The sequence below is a fragment of the Nostoc sp. genome, assembly GCF_036917555.1.
Taxonomy (GTDB): Bacteria; Cyanobacteriota; Cyanobacteriia; order Cyanobacteriales; family Nostocaceae; genus Nostoc.
In genome coordinates this window covers 136771-151594 of the sequence record NZ_JBALDD010000047.1, presented here as the reverse complement: position 1 = coordinate 151594, position 14824 = coordinate 136771, and the positions used below count along the sequence as shown (strand labels likewise).

Sequence of the window (14824 nt, the reverse complement as noted above, 5' to 3'; positions counted from 1 at the left end):
TCAATGCTTTATTAAGCCCCTGATTTAGGCAGATAATTTTTCATAACTATCGGCAGTTGTTGCTTCTAATCCCAAAATAGAATATATATCTGGTTCAGATGTTCCGTGTATCGTCAGAAGCAGAGCGTCGATTAAGGCTTTGGCTTTAAGCAGCGTTTCCTGAAACTCCATCTCCGGCTCAGAAAGCGCTATAATCCCGCCACCGATACCAATGGAGGTTTGATTGGGAGTCAAAACAGCAGTCCGAATCACAATATTCAAATCGGCTGAACCATTCAAACCCAAAAAGCCGATCGCACCTGAATAGACTCCCCGCGCCTCTTGTTCCAAGCGATCAATTATTTGCATGGTGCGGATTTTGGGCGCACCAGTCATCGATCCTCCGGGAAATGCAGCTTGCACGCAATCTACCGCTTGTAAATCTGAACGTAACCGCCCGTGTATCGTTGTCACCAACTGATGTACTGTTGAGTATGTTTCCACATCCATTAATTTTGGTACATGGATGCTACCAACTTCACAGACTCGTCCCAAATCATTGCGTAACAGATCGACAATCATCAGATTTTCAGCTCGGTCTTTTTCGCTGTTGCGTAGCTTCTCACGCAGGACAAAATCGGCTTCGGGGGTTTCTCCTCGTGGTAGGGTTCCCTTAATAGGCTTAGTTTCTACCCATCCTTGGCGATCGATCCGTAGAAACCTTTCTGGAGATGAGCAGGCGATCGCAATCTTACCAAAGCGTAAAAATGCAGAGTAAGGAGCTGGGTTGATTTTACGTAATGTGCGGTAGAACGTCAATGGGTCAGGGGTTGCATCGGTGTAAAGCTGATTTGTCAGGCAAACTTGATAAGTTTCTCCTTCGTGAATTTCGTCCAAGCATTGCTGAATATCTTGGATGTAATTTTGGTAAGTACGACTCAAACGGAACTTAACAGGCTGGCAATTTTCTTGGGGTACAAGAGCAAAAAGAGGATCTAGAGTTTCGAGTTGTTGTTGGATAGTATCAAACCAAGTTTCTACTTGTTCTGTTTGTCCTTTTTTGATTAATTGCAGCAAATAAAGGCACTGTTCTTGATGATCGATCGCAATCATGCGATCGGCAAGTAAGAAAATTGCATCAGGTAATGGTGAAGAATGCACCAATGACGATCCACACTCCGCCTTGAGTTCATAGCCAAAATAGCCAACAAATCCACAGTTAAAATCAAAAGGTAACTCATCAGATTGACAAAATCGGCAGTCTATTTCTCGCTTCAAATACTCAAAAATACTTTCGGTGCAACGAGTGACGGTATCTGACTGTGTGATAATGAGTTCTTGCGTTTGGGTATGGTATCGCACCAATAAACTGTTTACGCCACTACCATCACCCATAAACGAGAAGCGAGATAAACCAAATTCCACACGGCTGCTATCTAGCCAAAAAACGTTTGCTGCATCCCCAAACAGCTGTACAAATATTTGTTCTGTATTTGGGCAGATATCTAACTTGCGTGTATACAATTTAAACTTCTCTTTCTGTTCTTGGCGGGGTCGATCGATAACAGGAGTAACAGATCCATATCCAATCCAATATTGCTTTTGTGGACTTCTTGACGATTTATCTGTAAATTGCAGCGTAATATCTCGAAAGTTTGCTATTAATCTTTGACCATATTCTGTACAGATAGACTCTGGATGAAACTGCACGCCCCAAAAAGGTAGATGGCGATGACGCAATCCCATCACCAGTCCTTCTTCAGTCCAAGCAATTTTTTCTAGACACTCAGGTAGTTCATTAGCAACTAATAACGAGTGATAGCGCACCACAGAAAAATTACTAGGAATACCTTGAAATAATTCCAAATTATTATGATAAATTTTACTGAGTCTACCGTGTCGAACTTCCGGTGCATGAATCACTCTTGCACCATGTAGGTAGCCAAGTCCTTGATGCCCCAGACAGACTCCCAGCAAGGGCACATCCGTATTCTCAATTATCTGTCGGCAGACTCCAAAATCTTCTGACCTTTCTGGACGACCGGGGCCTGGTGAAATCACAATGTTGTCAAATGCAATTTCTTTCAATTCATCCCAGTTAAGGCGATCGTTATAAATTACTAGAGGTAGTTTACCATTTACCTCGGCAATCATCTGGTAAAGATTAAAGGTATAAGAGTCATAGTTATCAATAATTAATGTTTGCATACATACTTAATTAACGACTATATAGAACATTTTTGCAATTAGAATAGCACCTAGATAATTTATCTACTAATTTAAATTTTTCGGTTCTATCTTTGTTAATAAGTTATATTGTCATACACTTCGCAGTTCTTGATTTTGGTTAAGCTTGTCCTTACTGCCTGTAAAGTATCCTAGCATAAGGTATTTCCAACAAATAAATTATCTCATCTTGTAGGGTGGCAGTATTCGACTCAGCACTTACGTCGAAGTCCTGCTCATCCTGAATATGAAATGGGTAAGGACACCCAGATCACAAGAAAATTTGGGATATTTTTTTATATGGTGGCAGCAGTCACGCTAGTAAATAGTTGGGTATCTATCTGTAGTTTTCGGAGAGTAACATAAGAGGGTTATAACGAGAAACTCATTTATTTAGGTTTGTAGTCAGAGCAATTGAGTGCTTGTTTTGTTAGAGCAGTGGTAGGATGTACTGCACACTTTAGAAAATAGTTATTGTTAAAAAATTGGCATTTTTTACAGGTATGTTGCTCTAAATGTTTGATGCTTACTATTTCGTCTTTATCTTGTGCCGTATTTTCGGGAGGATCTTCTAGTACCTTGCAGACAGATGAAACGATAAAAACGACAATTGTCCAAACAACCATGAAGGAAATATGAACCAAAAACACTGCTACAAACGGAATGTCTCCGTCATGTGGTTTTGTATCACTATGTGTTGCCTTAGCCAGGTTAGCTTCAATCAGAGTAGACTGATAAACGCTTTTTTGAGTGGATACATAAAGTCGGAAAAACTCCGAAGTATGCATATTAAAAACCTTTAGTTAATCGAACTTAGATTCAGTAAAGTTAAGGAGGCAGGAGGCAGGAGGTAAAAACATATTTTCTTCCTCCTGTTGCAAGCTGGAACTGCCCTCTACCTTTCTTCGGTAAATGTTCATCTGTCTAATAATATGTGGAATTGAAAGTACTTGATAGGTCTGAGTAATCTGAATTAACAGATTGACTGTCTGTTGGTCGAGCTTCTAATAAGCAACTGTTCAGGGAATAGTAAACAGAATGGATTTTTTAAGAGTAACTTTGAGAGTGGGAATCATCATGTGATGGGTTGCTATTGCTGAAATATAATCCCCAGCAAAAATACTAGGATTATCTGTTGCTGAAATTACTTGCTTTTCTCTTAAAGTTCTTAGAAAAACACATTTATTCGGTAACTAAATATCACTTAAATGAATGCCACAGTAAATGCTATTTACTTGGATTAAAACACCAAACAGGCTTGATCCTAAAGCTTTTTTATTTTTTAACACAAAATATTTTTTAACTCTATCTAATAGTATTGTGCAATAGTTTCTATAAAAAGTATGCTTTTTCTAGGATATATTTTAAATATATAAAAAATAAAGAGATGTGTTTATAAGTAGCTAAACAGATATATATTGAGAGGTGTAGATTTAAATTTTATCTACTAAAAATAAAATTCTCGATTTATTAAATAAGTCGAGAATCTAAACTTTTAAATTTTAAGCAATCATTAAAGATTACTATAGATAACTATTCAAAATAGGAGGCATATTCACTATTTACCAAGCCCTTATCCCTTAATCTTATCCAGAGCTAAATTCAGCTTTAACACATTAACTCCAGGTTCGCCAAAGATGCCAAGAAACCGACCATCGGTGTTTTGGGAAATTAAAGTTTCGAGTTGGTTCGGTTGAACTCCCCGCGCCTTGGCTACTCGTGCAACTTGGGCGATCGCAGCTTCCGGGGTAATGTGGGGGTCAAGGCTAGAACCAGAGGTGTAGACTAAATCGCCAGTCGGCTGCACACCTGCTTTTTTCAGACGATTGAAGTCACCTTCAACTTTTTTGCTGGGATCTGGGTCATCTTTACCTTTAATGCGTTCCAGCAATGCGGGATTACTGGGAGCCAAGTTACTAGCGCCAGAAACCCCAGTTTTCAAAACTCCTGCATCGTCTTTTTTGGGATCGGCTGTGCTGTAGCTCGTCGTACTGGGACGGCTGTTAAAATAGCGATCGCTACTAAAAGGTTGACCAATCAAAGCAGAACCGACAACTTGACCTGTGCTATTTTTCAGTAGACTGCCGTTTGCTTGAAAGGGAAATACAATTTGCCCAATGGCAATCATTGCCAAAGGATAAATAATCGCTCCAATTACCCAGAGTACCAAGGTAGACCGAATAGCTCTACCAGCTTCGCGTGCAAAACTCATTAGAATTTCTCCGGTACAAACATGACAAAAAATAAATAGATGGAAAGTCCCAGTGTCACCATTCCTAACAACCCCAATCCCCAAGATTGACTGCGGGAAAGTTGTTCGCCAGTAGCGGCATAGACTAGAGGTGCAACCACTAGGTTGAAACACATCGCCAAGAATAAATACAGTGGCAGCTTTTGTCTACGCCATTGACACCAGATTTCAGTTATTTCTTCTAATACTTGGGATGTAGCGATGCCTGCGGTGGTCACTGAGCTTTGTCGAAGTGCGAGCTTCTCTTCGAGAGGCTTCTCTTCGAGAGGCTTCGCCAACGCTAACGCGCGTCGGATCTGAATAGGTTTCATAGTAAATTAAGACAAAGGTAGGATGATATCTATCAGTTTGATGGCAATGAAGGGAGCAACGATACCGCCAAGACCAAAGATGAAGATGTTACGACGTAACAGTTGATCTGCTGTTAAAGGTAAGAACTTCACCCCTTTGAGTGCTAGCGGAATTAGTGCCGGAATAATCAAGGCATTGTAAATCAGCGCCGAAACGATTGCAGATTGGGCACTCTTTAATCCCATAATATTAAGTGCGCCGATTCCAGCGGCGGCAAAGATTGTGGGAATGATCGCAAAATACTTGGCAATATCGTTAGCAATGGAGAATGTTGTTAATGCTCCACGAGTAATTAGCAACTGTTTACCTATGGTTACTAAGTCAATTAGCTTCGTGGGATCTGAGTCTAAGTCCACCATGTTAGCAGCTTCTTTGGCAGCTTGCGTCCCCGAATTCATCGCCACACCCACATTTGCTTGAGCCAAAGCAGGTGCATCGTTCGTACCATCCCCGGTCATTGCCACCAGTTTACCCTGAGATTGTTCCGAGCGAATCACCTCAATTTTGTCTTCTGGAGTCGCTTCAGCAATGAAATCATCCACCCCAGCTTCTTCGGCAATTACCGAAGCGGTAATTCGGTTGTCACCTGTAAGCATGATGGTGCGAACACCCATGCGGCGGAGTTCGTCAAATCGCTCTTGCAGACCAGGTTTGACAATATCTTTGAGGTAGATGACACCATAAATTTTGTCATCTTGGCAAACAGCCAAGGGTGTACCGCCTAACCGGGAAACTCGCTCATAAGCTGCATCTATATCATCAGGAACATTGCCGCCACGAGAACGGACAAATCCCTTAATCGCCTCTACCGCCCCTTTGCGAATTTGTTTGCCATCGGATAAATTTGTGCCACTCATCCGGGTTTTTGCAGAAAATTCCACACCTTCGGCTTTGTCAATGTTAAAGTCCACCCCAGCCTGAGATTTTTCTGCTAAAATCACAATCGATTTGCCTTCTGGCGTTTCGTCAAACAAGCTAGCAGCTAGGGAGATTCGCGCCACATCTATTATTGAGTGGTTATCCAGGGGAATAAACTCGTCGGCCATCCGATTACCCAAGGTGATCGTGCCTGTCTTATCTAGTACCAAGGTGTTGATGTCGCCGCAAGCTTCTACTGCTCGACCAGAGGTCGCAATGACATTAAATTGAGCAACTCTATCCATCCCTGCGATACCGATCGCACTGAGCAAACCACCGATAGTTGTAGGAATTAAAGCTACTAGTAGTGATATTAAAATAGCAACGCTAGCACCTGCTTGCAAACTGTTTCCCGCTTCAGCCCCAAAGGCTTTACTGATAAAACTGGCGATGTAGCCGACAAATGGGGGCATAGTTGCCACCACAATCAAGAATACCTGTGTTAACACTGCCAACAATACTGTCAAAGCAATCTCATTGGGAGTCTTGCTGCGTTCTGCTCCTTCTACTAAGGCAATCATGCGATCGATAAAGCCTTGTCCAGGATCGGCACTAATGCGAATTGTCAACTCATCGGAAAGTAGGCGTGTACCGCCTGTCACCGAACTAGCAATATCTGTACCTGGTTGCTTCAATACCGGGGCAGATTCCCCAGTGATTGCCGACTCATCCACTGAGCCAATGCCTTTAATGACATCGCCATCGGCGGGAATCATATTATTTGCAACCACTTTTACCAAATCGCCCCGCCGCAGTTCCGTAGAATTGACTTTTGCTATCGAACCATCGGGGAGGATTTTATTAGCGATCGTATCCGATCGCGTCGAGCGCAGTGAATCAGCCTGAGCTTTACCACGTCCTTCAGCTACGGCTTCGGCAAAGTTGGCAAAAACGAGGGTGAAAAAGAGAATAAAGGTAATCAAACCATTTAACAGGCGTTGTTGGTTTACATTTGCCTGGATTGTGCCAAACAGATTTGGGTTAAGGGTAACAAGCAAGGTGACAATTGTCCCTACCCAAACAACAAACATCACTGGGTTTCTGACAGTAATTCGCGGATCGAGCTTGACAAATGACTCACTAATTGCTTTCTGGTAAAGTCCCCGCATATCTGTTTTAGGGGTGTGTTTGCGCGAGTCACGAGTTCCAGATGGAATACGGGGGGAGGGAGAATCAGTAGTAATTGGCATACATTAAATTTTGAGCATAAGTCTTTGAGGTGGATGAACGGAGTTCAAAGGTGGATAAATCCAGTTCCGAGGTGGATGAACGGAGTTCAGAGGTGGATTCATCCAGTTCAAAGGTAGATGAACGGAGTTCAGAGGTGGATTCATCCAGTTCAAAGGTGGATGAACGGAGTTCAGAGGTGGATTCATCCAGTTCAAAGGTGGATTCATCCAGTTCAAAGGTGGATTCATCCAGTTCAAAGGTGGATTTATCCAGTTCCGAGGTGGATTCATCCAGTTCCGAGGTGAATGAACCAAGTTCTAACTCTCCTCTGCCCCTCGGCTCCCCAATCCCTACCCAATACCTTTGGCAATAAAAAAAGCTTCACCGATGGGGCCTAATGCTAAAACTGGGAAGAATGTAAGTGCGCCCAGGATTAAAATCACGCCTGCAGTAACGCCTGTAAATAATCCGGTATCGGTTCGTAATGTCCCAGTTGTGTAGGGAACAGCTTGCTTACGAGACATACTATCTGCCAAAAACAGCAAACCGATGATGGGAATATAGCGTCCTGCAATTAAACTGAAGCAAGTACTCAAGTTCCACCACAAAGCGGTTACAGTTGGTGCTGTGCCTGTAGAGATTGCAAAAGGTGAAGGTTGTGAATCTCCCAAGCCTTCAAAGCCAGAACCGTTGTTAGCAGCTGCTGAGGCATATTCATAGATAACTTGAGCAAAGCCGTGGAATCCGGGATTGCTAATTCCTGATAGTTGATCGGGAAACGCCAAAGCAATACCTGCGGGAATCATAATTGCGATCGGGTGAACTAGCAAAATCAAAAAACTAGCAAGTACAACCTCGCGCTTCTCAATCTTGCGTCCGAGAAATTCTGGTGTACGTCCCACCATCAACCCTGTAGCAAACACAGCTAGAATCAGGTAAGCAAACAGGTAAGCGGTTCCTGTACCCTGTCCACCCCAGATAATTTGCAGGAACATATTGGAAAGGGTAATAAAACCGCCATTGGGCATGAAAGAATCGTGTAAACTGTTGACTGCACCGCACATAGTACCAGTTGTACTCGTTGCAAATAGTGCAGATTGTGCCCAACCAAACCGGACTTCTTTACCCTCTAAATTTGGTTGCTGACTACCCAGTAGTGCATTCACAGCCGGATTGCCGTTGTATTCACCAATGGCAGTAACGATGATAAATATTACATAGAGTACACCAACCATACCGTAGACTAACCAAGCTTGCTTAGTGTTATTCGCAAACAACCCATAAGTGTAAATTAGGGAAGTAGGAATCGAAAGCATGGCGACAATCTGAATCAAGTTAGAAAATCCGTTGGGATTTTCAAAGGGGTGTGCTGAGTTGATGGCGAAAAAGCCGCCGCCGTTTTCCCCTAATTGCTTGATAATTTCAAAATGAGCAACAGGTCCACGAGCGATCGCCTGACTGATATTCGGATCTTCCAAGGTGGGGAATACAGCTGCACCCGCCAGTGTTTCAGGAACGCCAGCTGCCATGAGAGCGATCGCGCCGACAATACAAATAGGCAACAAAATCCGCGTAATTGAGCGAATTAAATCTACATAAAAGTTGCCCAACGATCTACCTGTCAATCCGCGAATAAAGGCAATTCCCACCGCTAAACCAGTAGCAGCAGAGGTAAACATATGATAACCAAGTCCCCACATTTGGCTGCCATAGCTCATGTAGGTTTCACCAGAATAGTGCTGCTGATTGGTATTAGTAATAAAAGAAATAGTCGTATGCAGCACTGTATCCCAAGTTGGGGCATTTATCTTGGTTGGGTTTAATGGTAGCCATCCTTGATTCATAATAATCAAGAAAATCAGCAACCCCATTGCTACGTTGCTGTATAAAATTGCCCGCCCATACTGCCAGCCGGTCATATTTTCTTTAGTTTTAACGCCAACCAAAGCATAAAGCACTCGCTCAACCGGATTCAAAATCAGATCGAGAAAAGTACTTTGTTTTAGGTAGACACGCGCCATATAGCGCCCAAAAACAGGAGTAATTGCTACTACAATTAGTAGCGTTAATATAATTTGAATCCATCCTTCTAGCATTGGATTAGTCGAACTCCGACATGAATAAATTTCAGATGAATATCAGATATTCTCTTGCAATGAATCAAAAAAATAATCAAGTATATAGGCATTATTATTAGCTAACCTATAACTATGTGCTTCCTCAATCAATCATGGAGCTTTTTGTTAAAGAACACAAGGTATAAATTAATATTTAAACTAGTTTATACAAGGAATATATTTTTCTATATATACAAGTCTTCAGAGCATTTATCTTGATATATATCTGCAAATATAGAAGGACAGCTAAATGCTAAACAAATAGCTATTTTGCGCTAAAGCGGGAACATCTCACAAGCCAAGCCGGCGAAGGCAGTTGTAATACATCTGTAAAATAAAATAAAACGCCTTTTGTCAATCAGTTAAAATACTCAAAATATTCTTACTAAAGTGGAGGAAGTGACCGACGTTCACCTCCTCCAATCTTTTTTAATTATCAATGGACTGCATCTAATAGAAAACGCCAAATTTAAACAAACTAAAAAAGGATTAGTCAGCCTTAAGTTTCACCCCTTGGAAGCTGTATTCAAAAACTCCATAGGGAAGTGGTTTAGTCTTTTGATCCAGTGGACTTTTATTTAAATCATAGTAACTATACTTGTAAGTTCCATTCACTGTTCGAGTTTGTGGATTGAACTTCAAGTGATATTCAGTAACCGCAATATTGCCTGGTGATGACCCTGATGGGAAACTGAAATTAAGTGTCTTGGCAACAATCTCGTTATTTCCAGTACACTTCCAGCTACCTTGTGAAGAACCAAAGGGTTGGTCATCTGGGTTGGATGAACCCGGAACACCATTAGCGTTAGAGTCATTGGCAATAAGATTACCATCTGCGATAAAAGTTGCAATTTCGCGGTATGACGAGGGTTGACCGGAAGTTGAATTTGTTTGGGTAAGTGTCGCAAGGTATGTGCCAACGACCGTTCGGTGACATAGGTTTTCCGAATAATCGTTAGCATCTGCCTTGTGCGGATTCATGAAGACCGGAATAGTCAATGCCAACAGACTGCTAATCATAAAACTGGCAATAGCTCTGCTTTTTTTCATCACAAAACCTCCTGTAATAGTTAGTAGAGAAAGTTGGAACAATGTTTAAGAATGGGGTTCAAATCGAACAAGAAATAGGATCTGCTTGGTCTGGAAAATTCTAGTCAATACCCCATGCAAAAACTAGCTCTTTTCTAATTCAAAAGAACACAATTCCTATTTAAATTGCTATCGCCAATCAAGCTTGGTAAAACTACCGATTAGCTCGGCGCTAAAACTGTCATATTTGATGGCGATCGCAATTAAGTTACAGTACTGACTTTTAAATCATATACATATACGAACAACATACAAACAACATATTTGATAAATTTTGATGAAGAACCCACATTCCGCACGTAAGTTGAAAAATCTGGGTATTTTTCATAATTCAGCTACAGCAAGGCTTTTAGGTATTAAACCTATATTTTGCATTCGGCGATGCCTGCGGCAAGCAACGCTTTCGCAAGTTTGCTTAGTACCAAAATCAAGCTTATTGATATTATTATCAATAATTTTAGTCTGTCTGAGCTTAAATACTTCTATCACCCCCCATAGATGATAAAAAGCGTGAAGCGTTAGCTAAAGTTGAGTTTTAGCCATTTTATTAAAATTCAGATTTTAGCAAAACTGCCTGCAAAGAGCAATTTTTTGAGTATATTTACTCATCCAAAAGATGGGTTACAAAACACCAAATTAACCTAAATATGGATATTTGGTAATATTACATTTCAATAATTGCATCCAATATTTTGTAGCATTTTTTTGAGTTATTTCTATATTGCGCAAATTATGACCTTTGCCTATCTTTAACATATAATATGTTAGTTGTATAGTTATAAATAAATAGCTGAAGCCTAAAGGTTTAAAATGTTGTAATAATAAGTGATATATAACTTTAAGTTTCTGTTTGTGGCGAAAATAAATCCACCATTTCATTTGATGCTCGGCTATGCTTTTTTGTAGACCTAATATAGCCTCAACCTCTATAAATTTATCTTTGACTTGATTATAAAATTTTATTTCTTTCTCGATTTCTCCAGCTTTGTATGATATATCAGCATCGTCGGATAACTGATAGGCTTCACTAATTAAATGACCAACAATTTCTGCTTCCTGTTGGTCATATCCAAGTTTGATATATATTTTAGTTGCGGCTTCTGCCAATTCAGTAAATTTCTCAGCATCATGTAGCCAATATATTTTTGTTTGTAGTTCTCCTAAAGTAGAAGCTAGAGTATTATTCATCAATTTGGCTTGAAATATGCGTTCTATTATCCAACTTAAAATTAAACACTAAAATATAGCCTTTTGAGCATCTGAACTCAACTCGAACCACAATTAGAAAATTAAGATTACCTAGTACTACTCTAATGTACTGAACCAGGCTTCTAAATCTGCGTAGTTTACCGCCGTAGGCATCGCCTGAAAATCTAACAAAGCTTCACCGAGATTTTCTAATTGTTCTAGAGAGAGGCTTTCAATGTGCGATACCTGACGGTAAGCTTCGCTAACGCACCTCTTGGGGTAATTCTCCCACGCGGCGGGCGAGTTAGCATTCGGAGAATGAGCGCTCGTTCTCGTTGTTCTCCTCGTTGTTCCCCTTCTGCAAGAATTTCTTGATAAATTAATGACTCGCGCATCATACCCTCCCGAAATAATTGTCGAATCAAGTCCTTTTTGTATTTTAACCCTGCTAAGATTTGGGTGTAAGCCGAAATTTGCGGTCGTTGTGCTTGCTCAAGTTGATTAACTCGTTCCACAACTTGTTGTAACAAGATTTGGGGTTGCGTGGTTGCCGCCAGTGGTGCTAAAGGTAACAAAGCTGGATCATTGAGAAATAGTTCTGGATTTTCTTCCCATAAGGAAATCACGCGATATTCGTGACGGGTGGTTTCGACACTAAAGGCAGTTTCAATTACCGTTTCTGGTGCAGGGGGAAGCAATAATACAACAACTTGCGTTATTGGGAGACGATACAACCGATATAACCTTACCCAGTAATCTAGCATTCGCAGGGGTAGGGGTGGCGTGGATTCTAGTTTAGTTTGAAATTCCAAGTGTAAAATACGTCTTTGTAGCTGTAAAAATGTGACATAATCAGCGCGAATCAGTTCAATACTCAATTCAGTTTTGAGGACTTTCACATAAGTTTGAGGTGTACCCAAAACCCAAACTGGCAAAGGTAATGGGATGTTTTTCTGAAAGTAGTTTGCACAGGTTATCAAAAGACATTGATGAATTATGAATTATAAATTTCAGGGTTAACACAATAAACCAAACGATCGCCCCTCAGTCCCGCGATTAAATTAGCGATCGCCATTGTTGCCATTTTTGAGCGCGTTTGACGGCTGGCACTGCCAATATGAGGTGCAATAATTAGATTTTCTAGGGTCAACAACAGGCTATCGCTGGGAATCGGTTCTGGTTCGGTGACATCTACTGCCGCCCCAGCGATTTGACCACTTGCAAGGGCGCGATACAGAGAATCTGGATCTACAATAGTTCCCCGCGCCGTGTTAATCAAAATAGCCGATCGCTTCATCAACTCAAATTGGCGATCGCTAATCAAATGGTAAGTATCATCAGATGATGGTGTATGCAGGGTTACAAAATCTGACTCTTGCAGTAAGTGTTGTAACGTAGTAAACTCCACACCTAAAGATTGTTCTAATTCTGGGCTGCATCGTTGCCTACTCGTATACAAAATCTGCATTTCAAAGCCTTTGGCACGACGAGCGATCGCTTGACCAATCCGCCCAAAACCAACAATTCCCAAGGTAGCACCCGTAACATTTGGTCCCAACAACAAGTCTGGTTCCCAAGTCTGCCACAAACCTGCACGAGTAAACCGATCTGCCTCTACTACTCGTCGGGCAGCTGCCATTAATAATGCCCAGGCAAAATCTGCGGTAGCATCGGTTAACACCCCAGGAGTATGACCGACGGGAATTTGTTGTGCTGTAGCTGCGGCAATGTCAATGTTATCGTAACCCACCGCCATTTGACTGATGACTTTGAGTTTTCCAGACTCGATCAGTTGGCGATCGATTTGGTCAGTCAGCAGACATAGCAATCCATCTATTTCCTTGACTTTTTCTAGTAAAATGTCGTAGGGAGGGGGTTGACGTTCTGGCCAAACTTCGACAATGGCGAGCGATCGCAGTTGCTCTAATTCGATGGGTAGGCGACGAGTGACAAATACTTTAGCTTGAAGCATAGTTTTAAAACAATTTCTGGATAAAGGGATGCTTCTTGCATCAGTTTCTCTTTAAAATATCATGGCGTAAATTTAAAATCTGGTAAAGTTGGTTTTTGTTCTGTGAAAATGAACCGTGATGTTCCAATCAAGCAGTAGAGAGTCTACAGACAATCATCACAAGCCGTTGGAATTCAAAAGCTTGTCAAAATGTTCTGCCAGAAACTTACTCGATGAAGTAGATATTCTGAGGATTACTGCAAGCTTAAAACAGGATCAAAAGCAAAAAGGAAAACTGGGGCAATTTTTGACTCTTGCTCCAGTCGCGGAATTAATGGTTGGGATGTTTGGCAAGCTCGATCTTCCTCAAATATCTCTACTTGATGCTGGAGCAGGAGTTGGCTCATTACTTGCAGCCTTTGCAGCTAAACTTTGTCACAGCAAACAACGCCCAGCCAATTTAGATATTGTTGCCTATGAAATTGATCCTTGTTAGACATAGCCGAGATCCTCATTTTTCTTAGATATTTTTAGTCTCAGCGTTTTTTTGTGACTTTTTTTGCTGATTCTCAATCAATCTTAACAATGCCAGCGGCGGGCGTAGCGATCGCAATATCTGCTCAGTTTCTCATACTTCATATCCAGCAAGCTTTTTGCCTTTTTCTAACCGTCGAACTCACGTTAAAGCAGCGTGGGAAAAATCCTTTGGTTAGAAAAAATAAAGTTTAGTATCAAAGTAAATTCTCTCTTTTAAGAGAGTGATAACTTATTAGTTGAAGCCCCATCGCTACCCTGGTAGCAGGTAAATATATTTACACAAGGAGTAACATGAAAACTATCGAAATGAGTTCACTTTACTCAGAAATAACCTCGGAACAAGGCGAAACCATTAGTGGTGGGTATCCTTTTTTAAAAATCTATGAAGATATAAACTTTGGTGGTGATAGTTGGGAAACAGCCGATAGCTATGATTATGTAGGAGGCGATTGGAACGATAGAATTTCTTCAATTAAAATTTTTGAGGGAACATGGACATTCTATGCAGATAGTGATAGAAGAGGTTATAGCAAAACCTTAGGACCAGGAAACTATTCTTGGGTTGAAGACGTTGGAATATCCAATGACTCAATCTCATCCTTCTATTCTTATTAAATTGCAGCTGAAAGTGCTTGGTGATGTTAAAAACCTATAGCCTATCCCATTCTATGGAAGTGCCATAGCGTTTCCGAATCAGAGGATGTTTGAAAAGTGTTTTTGGTAACATCTCACCCTCCCAAATCTAAGAGGATGTTTGAAAAGTGGTTGGCTGTGATTTTAGGCACTTATTGATCCCCCCTAACACACCTCAATTTTTTAAACAACCTTTAAGAGTGAGAGACAAGTTAACTTCACCCCGATAAAGCACAGTTTTATCGGGGTGAAGTTTTGATATGTAGCTTTAAATTATTTACCCAATCTTGACGGTGCGTTGCATTGCGCGACAACACACCCTAAATTTAAATTCATTAACATAGTTTGAAATATTAGTGCCTTTGAAAAAACCATATGCTCAGGAACGGTAGATAGAGATTCTGAAACAGAATA

Annotated in this window: 13 protein-coding genes and 1 pseudogene; 3 read left to right on the top strand and 11 right to left on the bottom strand. The window is 41.0% G+C overall.

Annotated features, from left to right (window positions below; translation table 11 throughout):
- Positions 1 to 24 precede the first annotated feature (24 nt).
- The 11 genes and pseudogenes from pabB to V7K60_RS18740 form a co-directional block, all read right to left on the bottom strand.
- The gene (gene pabB / locus V7K60_RS18790; RefSeq protein ID WP_334927328.1) at positions 25 to 2187 is read right to left on the bottom strand and encodes an aminodeoxychorismate synthase component I; all 2163 of its coding nucleotides are present in this window, start codon (positions 2185 to 2187) and stop codon (positions 25 to 27) included.
- A 407-nt stretch (positions 2188 to 2594) separates the two neighbouring features.
- Entirely contained in the window at positions 2595 to 2993 is a 399-nt protein-coding gene (locus V7K60_RS18785; protein WP_334927327.1) for a hypothetical protein, read from the bottom strand.
- A gap of 785 nt (positions 2994 to 3778) precedes the next feature.
- A complete protein-coding gene (kdpC, locus tag V7K60_RS18780; protein WP_334927326.1) occupies positions 3779 to 4417 on the bottom strand; it encodes a K(+)-transporting ATPase subunit C in 639 nt (212 codons plus the stop codon).
- Entirely contained in the window at positions 4417 to 4659 is a 243-nt protein-coding gene (locus tag V7K60_RS18775; protein WP_334927343.1) for a potassium-transporting ATPase subunit F, read from the bottom strand. Before V7K60_RS18775 ends, kdpC begins: the two co-directional genes overlap by 1 nt.
- Before the next feature lie 114 nt (positions 4660 to 4773).
- Positions 4774 to 6915, bottom strand: a complete 2142-nt coding sequence (gene kdpB, locus V7K60_RS18770) for a potassium-transporting ATPase subunit KdpB (RefSeq protein WP_334927325.1) — start codon at positions 6913 to 6915, stop codon at positions 4774 to 4776.
- 3 nt (positions 6916 to 6918) lie between these two features.
- A complete protein-coding gene (locus V7K60_RS18765; protein ID WP_334927324.1) occupies positions 6919 to 7209 on the bottom strand; it encodes a hypothetical protein in 291 nt (96 codons plus the stop codon).
- A 36-nt stretch (positions 7210 to 7245) separates the two neighbouring features.
- On the bottom strand, positions 7246 to 8991 hold the full coding sequence (kdpA, locus tag V7K60_RS18760; RefSeq protein WP_334927323.1) for a potassium-transporting ATPase subunit KdpA: 1746 nt from the start codon (positions 8989 to 8991) through the stop codon (positions 7246 to 7248).
- Between the two features lie 510 nt (positions 8992 to 9501).
- Entirely contained in the window at positions 9502 to 10062 is a 561-nt protein-coding gene (locus V7K60_RS18755) for a hypothetical protein (RefSeq protein ID WP_334927322.1), read from the bottom strand.
- A 675-nt stretch (positions 10063 to 10737) separates the two neighbouring features.
- A complete protein-coding gene (locus tag V7K60_RS18750) occupies positions 10738 to 11289 on the bottom strand; it encodes a hypothetical protein (protein WP_334927321.1) in 552 nt (183 codons plus the stop codon).
- A gap of 117 nt (positions 11290 to 11406) precedes the next feature.
- Positions 11407 to 12276, bottom strand: a pseudogene (locus V7K60_RS18745) (Rpn family recombination-promoting nuclease/putative transposase).
- A 7-nt stretch (positions 12277 to 12283) separates the two neighbouring features.
- Entirely contained in the window at positions 12284 to 13261 is a 978-nt protein-coding gene (locus V7K60_RS18740) for a 2-hydroxyacid dehydrogenase (RefSeq protein WP_334927320.1), read from the bottom strand.
- A gap of 115 nt (positions 13262 to 13376) precedes the next feature.
- Between V7K60_RS18740 and V7K60_RS18735 the strand changes: the two genes are divergently transcribed.
- From V7K60_RS18735 to V7K60_RS18725, 3 genes are all read left to right on the top strand, one after another.
- On the top strand, positions 13377 to 13736 hold the full coding sequence (locus tag V7K60_RS18735; RefSeq protein WP_334927319.1) for a hypothetical protein: 360 nt from the start codon (positions 13377 to 13379) through the stop codon (positions 13734 to 13736).
- Between the two features lie 89 nt (positions 13737 to 13825).
- Positions 13826 to 13969, top strand: a complete 144-nt coding sequence (locus V7K60_RS18730; RefSeq protein ID WP_334927318.1) for a hypothetical protein — start codon at positions 13826 to 13828, stop codon at positions 13967 to 13969.
- 99 nt (positions 13970 to 14068) lie between these two features.
- On the top strand, positions 14069 to 14392 hold the full coding sequence (locus V7K60_RS18725; RefSeq protein ID WP_334927317.1) for a beta/gamma crystallin-related protein: 324 nt from the start codon (positions 14069 to 14071) through the stop codon (positions 14390 to 14392).
- Positions 14393 to 14824 lie beyond the last annotated feature (432 nt).

Bases quoted from the DNA above. Each gene is read 5' to 3' on its own strand.
- V7K60_RS18725 (WP_334927317.1), top strand. From the start codon at position 14,069: ATGAAAACTATCGAAATGAGTTCACTTTACTCAGAAATAACCTCGGAA.
- pabB (WP_334927328.1), bottom strand. From the start codon at position 2,187: ATGCAAACATTAATTATTGATAACTATGACTCTTATACCTTTAATCTT.
- V7K60_RS18785 (WP_334927327.1), bottom strand. From the start codon at position 2,993: ATGCATACTTCGGAGTTTTTCCGACTTTATGTATCCACTCAAAAAAGC.
- kdpB (WP_334927325.1), bottom strand. From the start codon at position 6,915: ATGCCAATTACTACTGATTCTCCCTCCCCCCGTATTCCATCTGGAACT.
- V7K60_RS18755 (WP_334927322.1), bottom strand. From the start codon at position 10,062: ATGAAAAAAAGCAGAGCTATTGCCAGTTTTATGATTAGCAGTCTGTTG.
- V7K60_RS18730 (WP_334927318.1), top strand. From the start codon at position 13,826: ATGCCAGCGGCGGGCGTAGCGATCGCAATATCTGCTCAGTTTCTCATA.
- kdpC (WP_334927326.1), bottom strand. From the start codon at position 4,417: ATGAGTTTTGCACGCGAAGCTGGTAGAGCTATTCGGTCTACCTTGGTA.
- V7K60_RS18750 (WP_334927321.1), bottom strand. From the start codon at position 11,289: ATGAATAATACTCTAGCTTCTACTTTAGGAGAACTACAAACAAAAATA.
- V7K60_RS18740 (WP_334927320.1), bottom strand. From the start codon at position 13,261: ATGCTTCAAGCTAAAGTATTTGTCACTCGTCGCCTACCCATCGAATTA.
- kdpA (WP_334927323.1), bottom strand. From the start codon at position 8,991: ATGCTAGAAGGATGGATTCAAATTATATTAACGCTACTAATTGTAGTA.